This window comes from Pseudomonas serbiensis, assembly GCF_030580745.1.
In the GTDB taxonomy this organism is placed as follows: Bacteria; Pseudomonadota; Gammaproteobacteria; order Pseudomonadales; family Pseudomonadaceae; genus Aquipseudomonas; species Aquipseudomonas serbiensis.
In genome coordinates this window covers 46,543-60,034 of the sequence record NZ_JAUQOO010000008.1, presented here as the reverse complement: position 1 = coordinate 60,034, position 13,492 = coordinate 46,543, and the positions used below count along the sequence as shown (strand labels likewise).

Genomic DNA, 13,492 nt, shown 5'->3' with positions numbered 1-13,492 from the left:
AGTCACTACCATTCGGCGGAACGGCCAGATCAATTACGAACGGCACTTGCGGGTTCCCGGATCGCCTGCTTGAATCCAATCGTCAGTCCACATGTGACTGGCAAGTCAGCAACGCATTCTAAGAAACCTTTTGCCGTATCGAGCCCTCGGGTTCACGACAAATTGCCCGCCAATAACAATACCTGTCGAACAGATCGTTTGGATCGACATGGGCCTTCAAGGCTAATGCCTACCTGTCACCAAACCGTGCATTTTTTTATTTGCGCTAGCGCATACGCATATCTGTAAGTCAGGAGACATACATATGAGGCCAGAAATCGCCGTGCTTGATATACAAGGACAGTTTCGGGTTTACACGGAGTTCTACCGCGCAGATGCCGCGGAAAAAACCATCGTCATGGTTAACGGCTCGCTGGCCACCACCGCTTCCTTTGCCCAGACCGTTCGCAACCTGTATCCACAGTTCAATGTGGTGCTTTACGACCAACCCTATGCCGGGAAATCCAAGCCGCACAACCTGCATGAAAAACCCCTGACCCGGGAAATGGAAGGCCAGATACTGCTGGAGCTGATCGACCACTTCAACGCCGAACACATCATGTCGTTTTCATGGGGCGGAGCCGCGGCACTGGTTGCATTGTCACACCGGCCAAAACGCATCGAGAGTGCGGTCATCAGTTCGTTCTCGCCGATCCTCAACGAACACATGCGCGGCTACCTGAACCGTGGCCTGAAGCACCTGGGCGACCATAACCGCTATGAAATGGGCCACCTGATCAACGACACCATCGGCAAACATCTGCCATCGCTGTTCAAACGCTTCAACTATCGTCACGTCAGCAGCCTGGACCTGCATGAATACGACCAGATGCACTATCACATCAGCCAGGTACTGGAACTCGATCCGGACAACTACCTGACCGCTGCGAAGAACATCAACGTCCCCATACTGTTCATGAACGGCGCTTGGGACGAATACACCGCAGCGGACGACGCGGTGCTCTTTGCTCAACACGTACAGAACTGCAGCTTCAGCACCATCGAAGCCGCCGGACACTTTCTGGACATGGAACACAAAGCCGCCTGCCGCGACTCGAAAAAGGCACTGATGGGTTTTCTGCAACCAGTAGCAGAACCCGCTCGCCACGCCTACAACCAGGCTGCGCACCATGCATTCGCCTTCTGAGCCCGGCGCTCGACAGAGCCGAGGGACCATTCGCCAACGCAGGGAAAGCAGCAACTGGCGAATGGTCTCCCTGGGCGCAGTACAGCCAGAAAGCGCGGCTGGATGAATTTAGCGCTTTAACTCGCACCGGGCATCTGGTACAAAGTCAGCCGCTCAGAGCGGGTATAGTTTAGTGGCAAAACGAAAGCTTCCCAAGCTTTAGTTGAGGGTTCGATTCCCTCTACCCGCTCCAGCCTTTCCTTAGAAAAATCCTTTTTAATCAACATCCTCTGCTGATTAACTTCTGCAATACCATTGATCAATTTCCCCATCCTGAGTCCATCTGGCAGCAATACCCACTGGGCATAGATCTCTTGAGATTTTGTGAGCTGCGCCCACGATGGGACCGGTAAGATCAGCCCTGCATCCCGCGAACGCACAAACAATCTCAGCGCCGCGAGCCGCAATCATGACTCACGGATGATCGCCACTCGATCATGTGCCCCCGTCGCGGACATAGGCGCCAAGCGAGGTGGGGCAAAGCGGCGCACGCCTGAGTTGAAGCACATCAAATTCCCTGAATCGTACCGGTTCAGTGAAACTATCAGTTACCAAGTCAAATTGACCTGGGGCGTTATCGGGCAGCAACCTTCTCGTTTTGGTCTGAACTCATACAGGGACTTCACGTGGAGGAGGATAAACACGACTCTTTTTTTGACTCACTCTTGCATCAGAAGCGCCCAAACGCTGGAGCCTCATGGGCAGCGTGGGCCAAAACCTCTATACCAGAACCCATGTACGCCCCCAAAGATGAATGGCCATCTCCCAAGCAGCGCGCAGACCTAGTCTTCGCCAAATCCTGCGTTGCTGAAAATTGGTGCAGCACAGAAGCAGGAACGATCACCGAACCAGCCTCCAACTTCGGCAACATCATGGTTGTTGCCTCCATGCTTTTGCCTTCGTCGGCAGATGCATTGGCAATGGCCATCGGTGCTGATGCCGGACTGGGCCGTGTTGCTGGCGGTGGCATCATGCAAAAGCGTATGACGTGGGCAATACGTGGCGCCGGGGGACCGATAAGCGTTTTTATAATGGGCATGCTCCCCACCAAAATGGGTGACGGCACACTCCATACAGATGAACAACTGCGCAGCATGGGCAAGGCCACAACACGGGTGCGCTTTCAGTTCAGGCGTGATGCCGAAGGCATAGCAAAGATCTACGGCATTCACACCGGCGCGTCAGGTGATGACTCGGTACGCATAGTGCAGGTGAAGTGGAACGCAACCAAAACTGCGATGGAGGCCGAACTAAACGGGATCACCATTCTCTGGACGCCGCCAAACAGCTCTTCAGGAATGCCACCACTGACTTACCCCGACCAAAGCAGTGAGCAACTGGGTGCCATCCTTGTACACCCAATCCCGGAAAACACGGACAGCCTGATTGAAGGCCTTCCCGGCGACGACATTACAACTGACGACTGTATTCTGGTCTTTCCGGCAGAAACGGGCTTAAAGTCGCTGTATGTGGTTTATGCAAAGCCGCTTGGCGGAGACCACAGCTATCATCCAGCCCCCAGAGGGCTTACAGCTTTTCCAGATGCACGGATTACCCCACGGAAAACATCGATACAGGGCGGAGGGGGGCTACGCAAACGATGGAAGACAAGAGATGGCACTATTTTCGAGTGGGATAGCCAACATGGGACTGTTGAGAAATACAATAAGCGCGGAGCCCATCTTGGAGAGTTTAATCACGAAACAGGTGAGCAAACCAAAGACGCAGATAAAAACAGACAGGTAGAACCATGAAATTTATCATCGAAGCATTCGACAAAGAGAACGAATTTCTAGATTTTGAAATTGTTCTACCAGATGACTGCGAAGCCCAACTAGCCGAAATTATGAATTGGTCATCACCGCAGCGAGGTATTGAAGGTTACAACCTTAGCAATACCCAGCTGTCCAGCATCGAGGTGTTGGCAGGTAAGCGTTTCAACGACGAGAAACACATATTTCAACTGACCTGTAACGTAAGTTGAATTAAAACCTCCCACGGCTGCCAGGAGGCGTGCGGGCTGTGATCGAGATCGACTATCCCGAATCAGACGGTCGCTCAAGTCTGAGCCGATACGCCAACAGGCAGGAGCAATCGGGCGGCGCTCCGCTTCTTCGCGAGAGGCGCGTACACCCGAACAAAATGTATCTCCTTCAATGAAGTCTCGCGGATAAATCCGCTCCTACCTGCTGATGCCGATAAGTTGAGGTCATAAATCACTTTGAGGGAGGCAGCTTGCTGGCGACCTCGCTCCCGACCTTCGCCGTCAACCAGATCGATTTATTCCTGTTCACCGGATTACTGATGAAACCGTGGTCATGCAATCGACTCATAAGTTTTTCGTCGTACTTCATGATCGTTGCTCCACTCATATTCAAAAGTAATGTCGAGCTTGTGGGTATCTGCAGGCAGCCCCACAAAGCCCGACACAACTACTGAACCATGACCAGGCTTTGAAGTGAACACCCGACCTCAGCATGCTCCAGGCGGAATGCCGTTCTTGTTGAAGTCCTTCAGCCGCTCCCTTTCCTTCTCGGTCGAATGCGCGGGGGTGTCGTTCTCGGGTTTGTCCTGTTGCTTCTGCTTATCGTCACTCATGGTCTGACCTCCTTTGGCCATCAGTCCAGACAGGTTTTACGCTTGGTATTCAAAAGAGCCTGACAAGTGGATAACAGTTCCTGCCAATTGCCTCATTGCAGAGAAACCGCCGGGGTATCGCCTTTGAACTTTTCCGGGACGATGGGTTTCAGACACCTGAATTCATGGAGAAACCTTATGACCCAGACAGCATTGGTCGTCGGTGCCAGCGGCATCGTCGGTAGCGAAACCACTCGACTCCTGATTGAAAACGGCTGGCAGGTTGCGGCGCTTTCGCGCAATCCATCCCCCGCGAAAGGCGTGATCCCGGTCGCTGCTGATCTTCAGGACCCCGCATCGCTGCGCTCGGCGCTGGCAGACCTGAAACCTACCCATGTATTCATCACGACCTGGTCACGGCAAGCGACCGAAGCCGAGAACATTCGGGTCAACGCCGCCATGGTGCGCAATGTGCTGGACGCCGTTCGCCCGGCCGCAAGCGTAAAGCACGTGGCGCTGGTCACGGGCTTGAAGCATTACCTCGGCCCTTTCGAGGCCTATGGCAAAGGCAGCCTTCCGCAGACGCCGTTCCGTGAGGATCAGGGTCGCCTGGATGTAGAGAACTTCTACTACGCGCAGGAAGATGAAGTATTCGCCGCCGCCGAAAAGGACGGTTTCAGTTGGAGCGTGCATCGCCCGCATACGGTCACAGGCGTCGCCGTGGGCAACGCGATGAACATGGCGACAACCCTCGCCGTCTACGCCACCATCAGCAAACACACTGGACGCCCGTTTGTATTTCCCGGCTCACGGGTGCAATGGGACAGCCTCACCGACATGACCGATGCCCGGCAACTTGCCAGACAGCAGCTCTGGGCAGCGACTACACCAGAGGCCGCCAATCAGGCATTCAATATCACCAACGGCGATGTCTTTCGCTGGAAATGGATGTGGGGCCAGATCGCCAACTACTTCGGCCTGCAACCGGCCGACTTTCCATCGGCGCCCTCTCCACTCGAAACGCAGATGGCCAACGACCAGAGCGCCTGGAGTCAGATCGTTGCAGAGCATGATCTGCGCGAAGCCGACATCAGCCGCCTGATATCCCCATGGCACACCGATGCAGACCTTGGACGTCCCATCGAAGTAGTCACCGATATGTCGAAAAGCAGGGCATTGGGCTTCAGCGCCTATCAGGCCAGTGACCAGGCCTTTTTCGATGTATTCGACAGGTTGCGCGCTGAGCGTTTGATACCCTGACTGATAAGTTAAGGCGTACATATCACTAAGTGGGAGGGGCCTTGGCCGCGACTTCAATGCTGTCGCGGCCAAGGCCCCTCTCACAATGTGTAACTACCATCCCTGCCTACATCAACTCTCCACCACCGGAAAACTCAAGACTGTCGTAGTCCCGACGGGATCATGCGTCGTCACTACAAGCTCGCCTCCCAACTGCGTTGCCAAAGCCTTTGTGAGTTTGCGGCCCAGCCCTTTGCGTCGCGGCGTGGAGTCCGTGGTTTCGTCAGGCAGGCCGACCCCGTTGTCCGAGACGGTCAGCACAAACTGTTGGTTGGTACGGCAAAAATCTACTGTGATGCTACCTGCGCGCCCATCGGGAAACGCATGCTTCAAGGCATTGGTAATGAGTTCATTGGTGATGAGCCCCACAGCCCCGGCACGATCCAGAGGCAGTGTAAGGGCCTGTGCCTTTACAAGCATTTCAATGGGCCGGGTTTCGGCCATGCTGTAATTCAACCCGGCGACCAGGTCCTGGAGGTATTCATTCATGTCAACGGATACCTCACCATCGTGGTGAGCCAGGCGATCATGCATGGAGGCAACAACGTTTATCTGTCCGGCCGCCTGCCTGAGGGCCGAGGCGACGTCGGGGGCAGAGTGGACGGCTTGCAGATGCAGGGTGGCGATGGTGCGCTGCATGTCGTTTTTGACCCGATGCCCGAACTCTACGAGCAGCAACTGTCGTTCGCGCTCGCCTTTCTCGGCCAGGGCACGCGCCTTCTCCGCATCATCGTGGGCGATGGCCGTCTGGCGCTGCAATTGCTCGGTTTCGAGGTAGGCATTGCGCAATGCCGACCCCATTAGCGTAATAAGTGCACTGGTCATGATGAATAGCGTGAGGCTGAATGCGCCACTGGGTGCAGCAATACTCAAACTGCCGAGCGGGGGAAGGAAGAAATAAGCAGCAATGGCTGAACTCAGGGCTGTGGCAAACAGACCGAAACGCCGTCCGAAAAAAATCGCCGAGAACAGGATGGCCGGCAAGAAAAACAATATGGGCAAGGGTGGAATCGCGGTGAATACTTTTGCTCTCAATAAATACGCGCTCCATACAATCAGCAGCGTCAGCCCCCATTTCAGGGGCTGGGGCAAATCAAGACGTATCAGTGCGCGCACATCAAACCGGGTAACTGGCATCACGTGTTCCCAAATAACCAAACTCTACAAACCTGACTGATAAAACGTCCCTTCCCGGCGGCTTAACAACAAAGGCCGCCCCTTGGAGTCACTCTGTTTCAACCCGATTGCGCCCCAGACTCTTCGCCCGATACAGCAGCCGATCCGCCTCTCTCAAACTTGCAGCGTAGCTCTCTCCTTCGGACAACCGCGTAGCGACCACGCCGGCACTGATGGTAACAACCTTCAAGGCACTGCCCGAATGTTCAATGCCAGCGGCATGGATGGCTGACCTTATGAGTTCAGCCACACTCAATGCACCGGCCAGATCGGTATCCGGCAGCAAGACCACAAACTCTTCCCCGCCATATCGAGCGGCCAGGTCGGCAGGGCGACGGATATTGGCCTGTATAAGGCGCGCCACCTGTTGCAGGCATTGGTCGCCCATAACATGACCGTAGGTATCGTTGTATTGCTTGAACCAGTCGATATCGAGAAGAATCAGCCCGATACTTTGTCCGTTACGCCGCGATTGAGCTTCCTCTTTCTGTAATGCGGCATCGAAGCATCTTCTGTTAGCCACGTTTGTGAGGCTGTCTGTTTGCGCCAGTATTTCCAGTTCGCTGCGTGCGATATTGAGTTGTTTTTCAGCCTTCAGCAGTTTCTGAACCTGGCTGTAAAGCACAACCCCGAGCAACGTGAGTGCAAAAATGATGAAACCGGCAATGGCGAACGAGCGGTAGGCATATGTCCACCAGTTGGAGAATACGTATTCATAGGAAAACCCCGCAGCCGTCACCATTGGCAGCCCTTGCAGGCGGCGATAGGCATATATCCGTTCAATACCGTCCACTACAGAAGTGATAATGGCGGTACCTCTATCGCTTACAGGCAGGTATCTGCTGAAGATTTCCCCCTTGGAAATATTGGTCACCACCAAGGTCCCAACTGCCGGGCGACGTGCCAGCAGGTCCCCGTTATCAAGGGCTAGAAAAATGACGCCTTTATCATCAACTTCCATGCGCTCAAAAAAACGCTGGAAATAAGCAACAGGAATCGTGGCCAGGGCAACCCCCGCAAAGCCACCATCCGGACTTTGAATACGGCGACTGACCGGAATCACCATTTCTCCGGTAGTGCGGCTTGTGATGATCGAACCAATATGAATCGAATCATCAATGTTTTCGCGGTGATAAATAAAATAGTCGCGATCGCTGTTATTTTTTTTGCTGACGTTTGGCGAGAAGGAGTTGGCGATCCAGTTTCCCTCTTCGTCATAGATGAAAAGTCCCTGAATACTGTCCATCGTGGCAGTGTCCTGGGACATGATTTTGTGCAGGCGTAGTTGCTGGGGCCGGTCCATGCCCTCGCTCTCTACCCGCTCAACGATATCCCTCAACTTGTTGTCAGCCTGACGGACGGTGTCTTGAGCCTGTTGCTCGGCAGCACTGACAATATTTGAAACACCCATTTGGGCATTTGCCAGACGTTCATCGGCCGACTGTTGGATTTGCCAGGCTGTGGCCAGTATCAGGGAGACGCAGACCAGAACAATGAAACCTATAAGCCCTGCCGACAGGGCTTTAGGTGTGAGCCGGGCCGATACGAAGGGTATGGGCGTCATGGTTTCTCGTCATTTTCTTGGCAGATCCGTGCTTTGCTGCACATTTCATACCCAAGGGGATGACGAGTATTGTGCGAATTTACACCTTCACCCAGCGCTCCACTTTGATTTCCGGCAAGTCCTGGCGGCGCATGTATACACGAAGCGGTTCGGTGATATTCAGTCGGCTGTCGATGTTCTGGTCGAGCAGCAGTTGCAGGCGCTCGCGGCTGAGGCTCATCTGGGCGCCGGAGCCTGCACTCCAGACGAATTCACTGGTGGGGGTGATGCTGTCTTCGGTGACGTCCATGCCAAAAGAGTCTTCGCTGAAACGAACGATGAAATGTTTGTGCTTGTGGTGATAGCCCACAAAACCTTCAAGTTGCTCGGCGGCTTCGCAGATGTCGCTGGAAGTGGTGCTCATTGTGTTTTCCTCAAAGAGCCTGACGGAAGATGCCTTCAATCTGTTCCTGATTGGCCGGGCGCGGATTGGTCAGGCCGCAGGCGTCTTTCAAGGCATTGGCAGCCAGAGTCGGGATGTCTTCTTCCTTCACGCCCAGCGCCACGAGGCCTGACGGAATTTCCACCGACGCCGACAGTTTGCGGATCGCCGTAATAGCCGCACGGGCACCGTCCTCAGGGGACAGGCCGCGAATATCGGCGCCCATGGCGTGAGCCACGTCGGTCAGGCGCGCAGCACTGACGGCGGCGTTGAAACTTTGCACATGAGGCAGCAATACCGCGTTGCAGACGCCATGGGGCAAATCATAGAAACCGCCCAACTGGTGCGCCATGGCATGCACGTAACCCAGCGAAGCGTTGTTGAACGCCATACCCGCCAGGAACTGCGCATAGGCCATGTTTTCCCGGGCAACGATATCCGTACCGTCAAAAACCGCCTTATGCAGGTTGCCCGCAATCAGGTTCATGGCCTTGATGGCGCAAGCGTCGGTGATCGGGGTAGCAGCGGTCGACACATAGGCTTCGATGGCGTGGGTCAGTGCGTCCATGCCCGTGGCGGCGGTCAGGGACTTAGGCATGCCGACCATCATCTTCGGGTCGTTCACCGACAGGATCGGCGTGACGTTGCGGTCGATGATCGCCATTTTCACGTGGCGCACTTCATCGGTAATGATGCAGAAGCGAGTCATCTCGCTGGCAGTACCGGCGGTGGTATTGATCGCGATCAGCGGCAGTTGAGGTTTTTGCGAGCGGTCAACGCCTTCGTAATCGCTGATATGCCCGCCGTTACTGGCGCACAGGGCAATTCCCTTGGCGCAGTCATGGGGTGAGCCGCCACCGAGGGAAATCACGAAATCGCATTGGCGCTCTTGCAGCAGCGCGAGGCCTTTTTCCACGTTGCTGATGGTCGGATTGGGCTTGGCACCGTCGTACACCACAGCATCGATCCCCTGCTCCACCAACAGGCCCGCGACCTGAGCCGCGACACCGGCCTTGGCCAGCCCGGCATCGGTGACGATCAGTGCCTTGAGGAACCCGTATTTGCGGATGGCTTGCATGGCTTCATCAATGCAACCGGAGCCAATAATGTTCACGGCGGGAATGAAAAAGGTGCTGCTCATGGCGAATCCTCATCTCTGGCTGGCTCAGGTGTCCGACAAGACGGCGGGTCTGGGACCTTGGGTTTGCCTGTAGCTTCTGCCTTAGCGCAGGCGCAGACGTTGATCCAGCTCAATGAAGCGCAACTGCAGGCTACCGATGGTCGCAACTGTACGGTTGAATCTGTGCATAGCTGTAGACGTACGATTGATTGGACCTGTGGCTATATGCCCATTCTGTATACAAAAAACATTAAAAATGGATTGGGATCATGTCTTCTCGTGAAAACACCGGTATGGCTCTGGGCCTGCTGGGCGTCATCATTTTCAGCCTGACACTGCCGATGACCCGCATCGTGGTGCAGGAACTTCACCCACTGCTCAACGGCATCGGTCGTGCGCTGCTGGCCGCGATTCCGGCGGCGGCGCTGCTGTACTGGCGGCGGGAAAAGTGGCCGACGCGGCAACAACTCAAAGGGCTGGCGCTGGTGATCTTTGGCGTGATCATTGGTTTTCCGGTGCTGTCGGCCTGGGCCATGCAGACCTTGCCCGCCTCTCACGGCGCACTGGTCAACGGCATACAGCCGCTGTTTGTCGCGATCTATGCAGCGTGGCTGTCCCACGAGCGTCCATCCAAGGCCTTCTGGGGCTGCGCGGCACTGGGCAGCGCATTGGTGCTCGCTTATTCGCTGATGAGTGGTGCCGGTGGCATTCAGATAGGTGATCTGTGGATGCTGGCTGCCGTCGCCGTAGGCGGGCTGGGTTACGCGGAAGGTGGCCGACTGGCCAAGGAAATGGGCGGCTGGCAAGTAATCTGCTGGGCCTTGGTGCTGTCGAGCCCTGTGCTGATCGGCCCTTTCATTTATTTCGCCGCACAACACCAGGGGCCTGTGTCCAGCGGGACCTTGTGGGCCTTTGCCTATGTGGCGTTTTTTTCGCAGTTCCTGGGCTTCTTTGCGTGGTATTCAGGGCTGGCGATGGGGGGGATTTCGCGGGTCAGCCAGGTTCAGCTGTTGCAGATCTTCTTCACCATGGCCTTGTCGGCCATGTTCTTTGGCGAACATATCGAACCGATGACCTGGGTTTTCGCCGCTGCCGTCATTGCCACGGTGATGCTGGGGCGCAAGACATCGGTCATTGCGCCGCCAAAACCGGCCACATCCCTCAGCTGAGAAAGCCGTCTGCCTGGAGCAAGGTTTCCAGGCAGTGTTCGGTAATGCCGTAGAACGTCTTGAGTTCCTGAATACGCGCCAGCAACTGCGCCGGGTCGACCGGCTCGGCGCGTTTGACCGCCAGGATCATCTTGTTCTTGTTGGTGTGCTCCAGGGAAATGAACTCGAACACCTTGGTTTCGTAGCCACAAGCTTCAAGCAGCAAGGCACGCAGGCTGTCGGTGACCATTTCCGCCTGCTGGCCCATGTGCAAACCGTATTGCAGCATCGGGCGCAGCAAGGTCGGGCTCTGGATCTGCAAACGGATCTGTTTGTGGCAGCACGGCGAGCACATGATGATCGACGCACCGGAACGAATGCCCATATGAATGGCATAGTCAGTGGCGATATCGCAGGCGTGCAGGGCAATCATCACGTCCAGATCGCTGGGCGCCACGCTACGGACGTCGCCATGCTTGAACACCAGACCAGAATGCTCAAGCCGCTCGGCTGCGGCGTTGCACAGGTTCACCATGTCTTCGCGCAGTTCAACGCCGGTAACCTGCCCTTGTGCCTGCAAGGTGTTGCACAGGTAATCGTGGATCGCGAACGTCAGGTAGCCCTTGCCGGAGCCGAAGTCAGCCACCTTGACCGGCTGATCGAGCTGGAGCGGCGATGAGGTCAGGGCATGGGAAAACACTTCGATGAACTTGTTGATCTGCTTCCATTTGCGCGACATGGCCGGGATCAGCTCATGCTGCTTGTTGGTCACGCCCAGATCGGCGAGAAATGGACGGCTGAGTTCCAGATAGCGTTTCTTCTCACGATCATGCCCGGCCGATGGCGCCTCGCGCTCTTGCTGTGCCTTGCTCTTGAACAGCGTGCTCTTGCCCTTCTTGCCGAACTCCAGTTGCACCTCATCGGTCAGCGACAGCAAATGTGCATTTTTAAACGACTCGGGCAGCAAGCCCGCAATGACATCCACCGCCTCTCGCAAGGGGAAGTTCTTGGTGATATCGCGGGTCTTGTAGCGATACACGAACGACAGGCATGGCTGATCCTTGACCGTCAGTGGCTTGATGATGACCCGCTGCAACTCAGCTTCGGAGCCCACGTATCTGGCCAGAACCAGTTTGATGAGAGAGTTCTGGGAAAGGCTGGTGTCCAGCAAACCCAGGAACTGCGCGCGATGGTCCGGCGTGGGTCTGGAGGAAGTGGCAGTGGCTGACATCGAAAAACGCCTCGGGCGGCTGGAGCTGAACAGGAAGGGAGCCATTTTAGGCGGGTTGAAGGTTCAGGGTTAATAAATATGTATGACTGATGCCGATCAGTTAAGGCACAAACAAAACGTGTGGGAGGCAGCTTGCTGGCGAAAAAGTCTGAAAACCGGCAGATATTCTGCGTCTGTACGCGAAGTTGCCAGCAAGCAGCTCCCACAAAGTGACTTATGACCGTAACTGACAGGCCTTATCCCAGAACCACCAACCGGTTGCTCAACTCGCCGCGATCATGGGTCACCGGAACATGATCGGCCAGCAATTCGCCGCAGGCATGGATGCAGCCCAGAAAGCCCTGCACCGCCTGCCCGTCCCGGATCTGCTGGGTAAAGACATCAACCATCGCCTTCCAGATATCGCTGTGCAAGCGAGTGGCAATACCGTGATCCACCAGGATTTCGACGTAGCGCTCTGCCTCGCAGACGAACACCAGAATCCCGGTGCCGCCCACCGCGTTATGCAGGTTCTGTTCGAGAAACAGCCGACGGGCCAGGTTCCCGGCCCGCCAGCGCCGAACCGCGGTCGGGACCAGATGACTGGTGACCGCCGGAATACGGCACAGCAGGGCCACGATGATGAAGGTACTCATCTGCGCCAGCAGCAATTCATTGGCGCTCAGCACATCCATGAAGAAATTGATGACGCCCGGCAGCAACAGGCCGATCAGCCCGGCCCAGACCAGAGGCATGTAGGCGTAGTCATCGGCTCTGGCTGCCAGGACCGTGACCAGTTCGGCATCGGTGCGCAGTTCAAGACGACCAATCGCTTCTGCGACCTGCTGCTGTTCATCTTTATTGAGTAAAGCCATTTCCAGTGTCCTGTTACCAGTTGCCCGAAGCCCCGCCGCCGCCAAATCGGCCCTTGCCGCTTGCCGCCCCTTCGCGTGAAGCCGCACAGACCAGTACGGCCCTTCTCAAGCAGACAAACACAATCAGCAACACACCGACAATCAGCCCTCCGGCAATCTGCCAGGCCACATCGCTGCTGGCCTGCACGTCGTAGACGCTGAATTCGGTCGAGGGCTCGGGTTCGTCCGGTACATGACCGCCCAGCGCCATGATCATGGCCCGCGCGCCACGTTCGATGCCCGTGGCAAAGCGGCTGCGGTTGAATTCCGGGGCAATCAGCATGTTGATGATGAGCGACGCCTGAGCCTCGGTAAGACGATCGTCCAGGGCGGAACCCACCTCGATCAGGACTCTGCGCTTGTCGCGGTCGACAATCAGCAGGGCACTGTTGTCCCGGCCCTGGCTGCCCAATCCCCATGCGCTGCCCAGTCGCGAACCGTAATCCTCGATGGTCGTGCCTTGCAAGTCGACCACGGTAACCAGCACGACCCGCTCCCCGGTCACTTGCTCATGGGCCTGTAGCATTTTCGCCAGACGCACCGTTGCCTGGCTGTCGAGCATTTGCGCCGAGTCGACTACATTGCCCGTCATTGGCGGGAACACCAGAGCGAGCTGTTCGGCCTGCACCTTCAGAGCGCTCCCCCACAACATCGCTATATAAAACATATGCTGTAACACAAACTTCAACACCCGACCTCCGGTGATTTTTTGTTCTATTGGATGGACACGCCTTAGCCAAAATAGAAGTTCCCCGGCATAATCCCTCGCCAACGCCCGAGTCGGTCGAATCTGACTGGATTCGATATGCCTCGGGCAACGAAACGAACAGCGTCTACC

General features: G+C 56.0%; 14 protein-coding genes and 1 tRNA gene. 6 read left to right on the top strand and 9 right to left on the bottom strand.

Annotated elements, in window-relative coordinates:
- Positions 1-304 precede the first annotated feature (304 nt).
- From Q6A51_RS12270 to Q6A51_RS12255, 4 genes are all read left to right on the top strand, one after another.
- Positions 305-1,186, top strand: coding sequence for an alpha/beta fold hydrolase (locus Q6A51_RS12270; RefSeq protein WP_201017424.1), 882 nt, complete (start codon positions 305-307; stop codon positions 1,184-1,186).
- Positions 1,187-1,344: 158 nt separating this feature from the next.
- Positions 1,345-1,418 (top strand) — tRNA-Gly (locus Q6A51_RS12265).
- Positions 1,419-1,959: 541 nt separating this feature from the next.
- The gene (locus tag Q6A51_RS12260) at positions 1,960-2,979 is read left to right on the top strand and encodes a colicin E3/pyocin S6 family cytotoxin (RefSeq protein ID WP_201017425.1); all 1,020 of its coding nucleotides are present in this window, start codon (positions 1,960-1,962) and stop codon (positions 2,977-2,979) included.
- Complete coding sequence (locus Q6A51_RS12255; RefSeq protein WP_095068582.1) at positions 2,976-3,209, top strand: DUF7683 domain-containing protein; 234 nt, start codon at positions 2,976-2,978, stop codon at positions 3,207-3,209. The genes Q6A51_RS12260 and Q6A51_RS12255 overlap by 4 nt, the downstream gene beginning before the upstream one ends.
- Before the next feature lie 232 nt (positions 3,210-3,441).
- Here the strand turns inward: Q6A51_RS12255 and Q6A51_RS12250 are convergent, their stop codons facing one another.
- Together Q6A51_RS12250 and Q6A51_RS12245 are read right to left on the bottom strand one after the other, a co-directional pair.
- A complete protein-coding gene (locus Q6A51_RS12250; RefSeq protein ID WP_304574902.1) occupies positions 3,442-3,579 on the bottom strand; it encodes a DUF6429 family protein in 138 nt (45 codons plus the stop codon).
- Between the two features lie 118 nt (positions 3,580-3,697).
- Entirely contained in the window at positions 3,698-3,823 is a 126-nt protein-coding gene (locus tag Q6A51_RS12245; RefSeq protein WP_268939515.1) for a hypothetical protein, read from the bottom strand.
- A 177-nt stretch (positions 3,824-4,000) separates the two neighbouring features.
- Here Q6A51_RS12245 and Q6A51_RS12240 point away from each other — a divergent pair, with 177 nt between their 5' ends.
- A complete protein-coding gene (locus Q6A51_RS12240; RefSeq protein ID WP_201017426.1) occupies positions 4,001-5,062 on the top strand; it encodes an SDR family oxidoreductase in 1,062 nt (353 codons plus the stop codon).
- 111 nt (positions 5,063-5,173) lie between these two features.
- On the opposite strand, the gene Q6A51_RS12235 is transcribed toward Q6A51_RS12240, so the two are convergent.
- From Q6A51_RS12235 to yiaY, 4 genes are all read right to left on the bottom strand, one after another.
- Positions 5,174-6,238, bottom strand: coding sequence for a DUF4118 domain-containing protein (locus tag Q6A51_RS12235; RefSeq protein ID WP_304574901.1), 1,065 nt, complete (start codon positions 6,236-6,238; stop codon positions 5,174-5,176).
- Positions 6,239-6,326: 88 nt separating this feature from the next.
- Positions 6,327-7,841, bottom strand: coding sequence for a diguanylate cyclase (locus tag Q6A51_RS12230; RefSeq protein WP_304574900.1), 1,515 nt, complete (start codon positions 7,839-7,841; stop codon positions 6,327-6,329).
- Positions 7,842-7,920: 79 nt separating this feature from the next.
- Positions 7,921-8,244, bottom strand: coding sequence for a DUF2025 family protein (locus Q6A51_RS12225; RefSeq protein WP_304574899.1), 324 nt, complete (start codon positions 8,242-8,244; stop codon positions 7,921-7,923).
- Between the two features lie 10 nt (positions 8,245-8,254).
- On the bottom strand, positions 8,255-9,403 hold the full coding sequence (gene yiaY, locus Q6A51_RS12220) for an L-threonine dehydrogenase (RefSeq protein WP_201017430.1): 1,149 nt from the start codon (positions 9,401-9,403) through the stop codon (positions 8,255-8,257).
- A 248-nt stretch (positions 9,404-9,651) separates the two neighbouring features.
- On the opposite strand from yiaY, the gene Q6A51_RS12215 reads away from it, so the two are divergent.
- Positions 9,652-10,551 carry a DMT family transporter gene (locus Q6A51_RS12215; RefSeq protein WP_201017431.1) on the top strand — a complete coding sequence of 300 codons (900 nt, stop codon included), beginning with the start codon at positions 9,652-9,654 and terminating at the stop codon, positions 10,549-10,551.
- On the opposite strand, the gene Q6A51_RS12210 is transcribed toward Q6A51_RS12215, so the two are convergent.
- From Q6A51_RS12210 to Q6A51_RS12200, 3 genes are all read right to left on the bottom strand, one after another.
- Complete coding sequence (locus Q6A51_RS12210) at positions 10,544-11,761, bottom strand: class I SAM-dependent methyltransferase (RefSeq protein WP_304574898.1); 1,218 nt, start codon at positions 11,759-11,761, stop codon at positions 10,544-10,546. The two genes, Q6A51_RS12215 and Q6A51_RS12210, sit on opposite strands and share 8 nt — an antisense overlap.
- Before the next feature lie 236 nt (positions 11,762-11,997).
- The gene (locus Q6A51_RS12205) at positions 11,998-12,615 is read right to left on the bottom strand and encodes a TPM domain-containing protein (protein ID WP_304574897.1); all 618 of its coding nucleotides are present in this window, start codon (positions 12,613-12,615) and stop codon (positions 11,998-12,000) included.
- A 13-nt stretch (positions 12,616-12,628) separates the two neighbouring features.
- Positions 12,629-13,321, bottom strand: coding sequence for a TPM domain-containing protein (locus Q6A51_RS12200; RefSeq protein ID WP_374063366.1), 693 nt, complete (start codon positions 13,319-13,321; stop codon positions 12,629-12,631).
- Positions 13,322-13,492 lie beyond the last annotated feature (171 nt).

Excerpts from the sequence above, each read along its gene's own strand:
- Q6A51_RS12270 (WP_201017424.1), top strand. The coding sequence starts at position 305 with ATGAGGCCAGAAATCGCCGTGCTTGATATACAAGGACAGTTTCGGGTT.
- Q6A51_RS12260 (WP_201017425.1), top strand. The coding sequence starts at position 1,960 with ATGTACGCCCCCAAAGATGAATGGCCATCTCCCAAGCAGCGCGCAGAC.
- Q6A51_RS12255 (WP_095068582.1), top strand. The coding sequence starts at position 2,976 with ATGAAATTTATCATCGAAGCATTCGACAAAGAGAACGAATTTCTAGAT.
- Q6A51_RS12250 (WP_304574902.1), bottom strand. The coding sequence starts at position 3,579 with ATGAAGTACGACGAAAAACTTATGAGTCGATTGCATGACCACGGTTTC.
- Q6A51_RS12245 (WP_268939515.1), bottom strand. The coding sequence starts at position 3,823 with ATGAGTGACGATAAGCAGAAGCAACAGGACAAACCCGAGAACGACACC.
- Q6A51_RS12240 (WP_201017426.1), top strand. The coding sequence starts at position 4,001 with ATGACCCAGACAGCATTGGTCGTCGGTGCCAGCGGCATCGTCGGTAGC.
- Q6A51_RS12235 (WP_304574901.1), bottom strand. The coding sequence starts at position 6,238 with ATGCCAGTTACCCGGTTTGATGTGCGCGCACTGATACGTCTTGATTTG.
- Q6A51_RS12230 (WP_304574900.1), bottom strand. The coding sequence starts at position 7,841 with ATGACGCCCATACCCTTCGTATCGGCCCGGCTCACACCTAAAGCCCTG.
- Q6A51_RS12225 (WP_304574899.1), bottom strand. The coding sequence starts at position 8,244 with ATGAGCACCACTTCCAGCGACATCTGCGAAGCCGCCGAGCAACTTGAA.
- yiaY (WP_201017430.1), bottom strand. The coding sequence starts at position 9,403 with ATGAGCAGCACCTTTTTCATTCCCGCCGTGAACATTATTGGCTCCGGT.
- Q6A51_RS12215 (WP_201017431.1), top strand. The coding sequence starts at position 9,652 with ATGTCTTCTCGTGAAAACACCGGTATGGCTCTGGGCCTGCTGGGCGTC.
- Q6A51_RS12210 (WP_304574898.1), bottom strand. The coding sequence starts at position 11,761 with ATGTCAGCCACTGCCACTTCCTCCAGACCCACGCCGGACCATCGCGCG.
- Q6A51_RS12205 (WP_304574897.1), bottom strand. The coding sequence starts at position 12,615 with ATGGCTTTACTCAATAAAGATGAACAGCAGCAGGTCGCAGAAGCGATT.
- Q6A51_RS12200 (WP_374063366.1), bottom strand. The coding sequence starts at position 13,321 with ATGTTTTATATAGCGATGTTGTGGGGGAGCGCTCTGAAGGTGCAGGCC.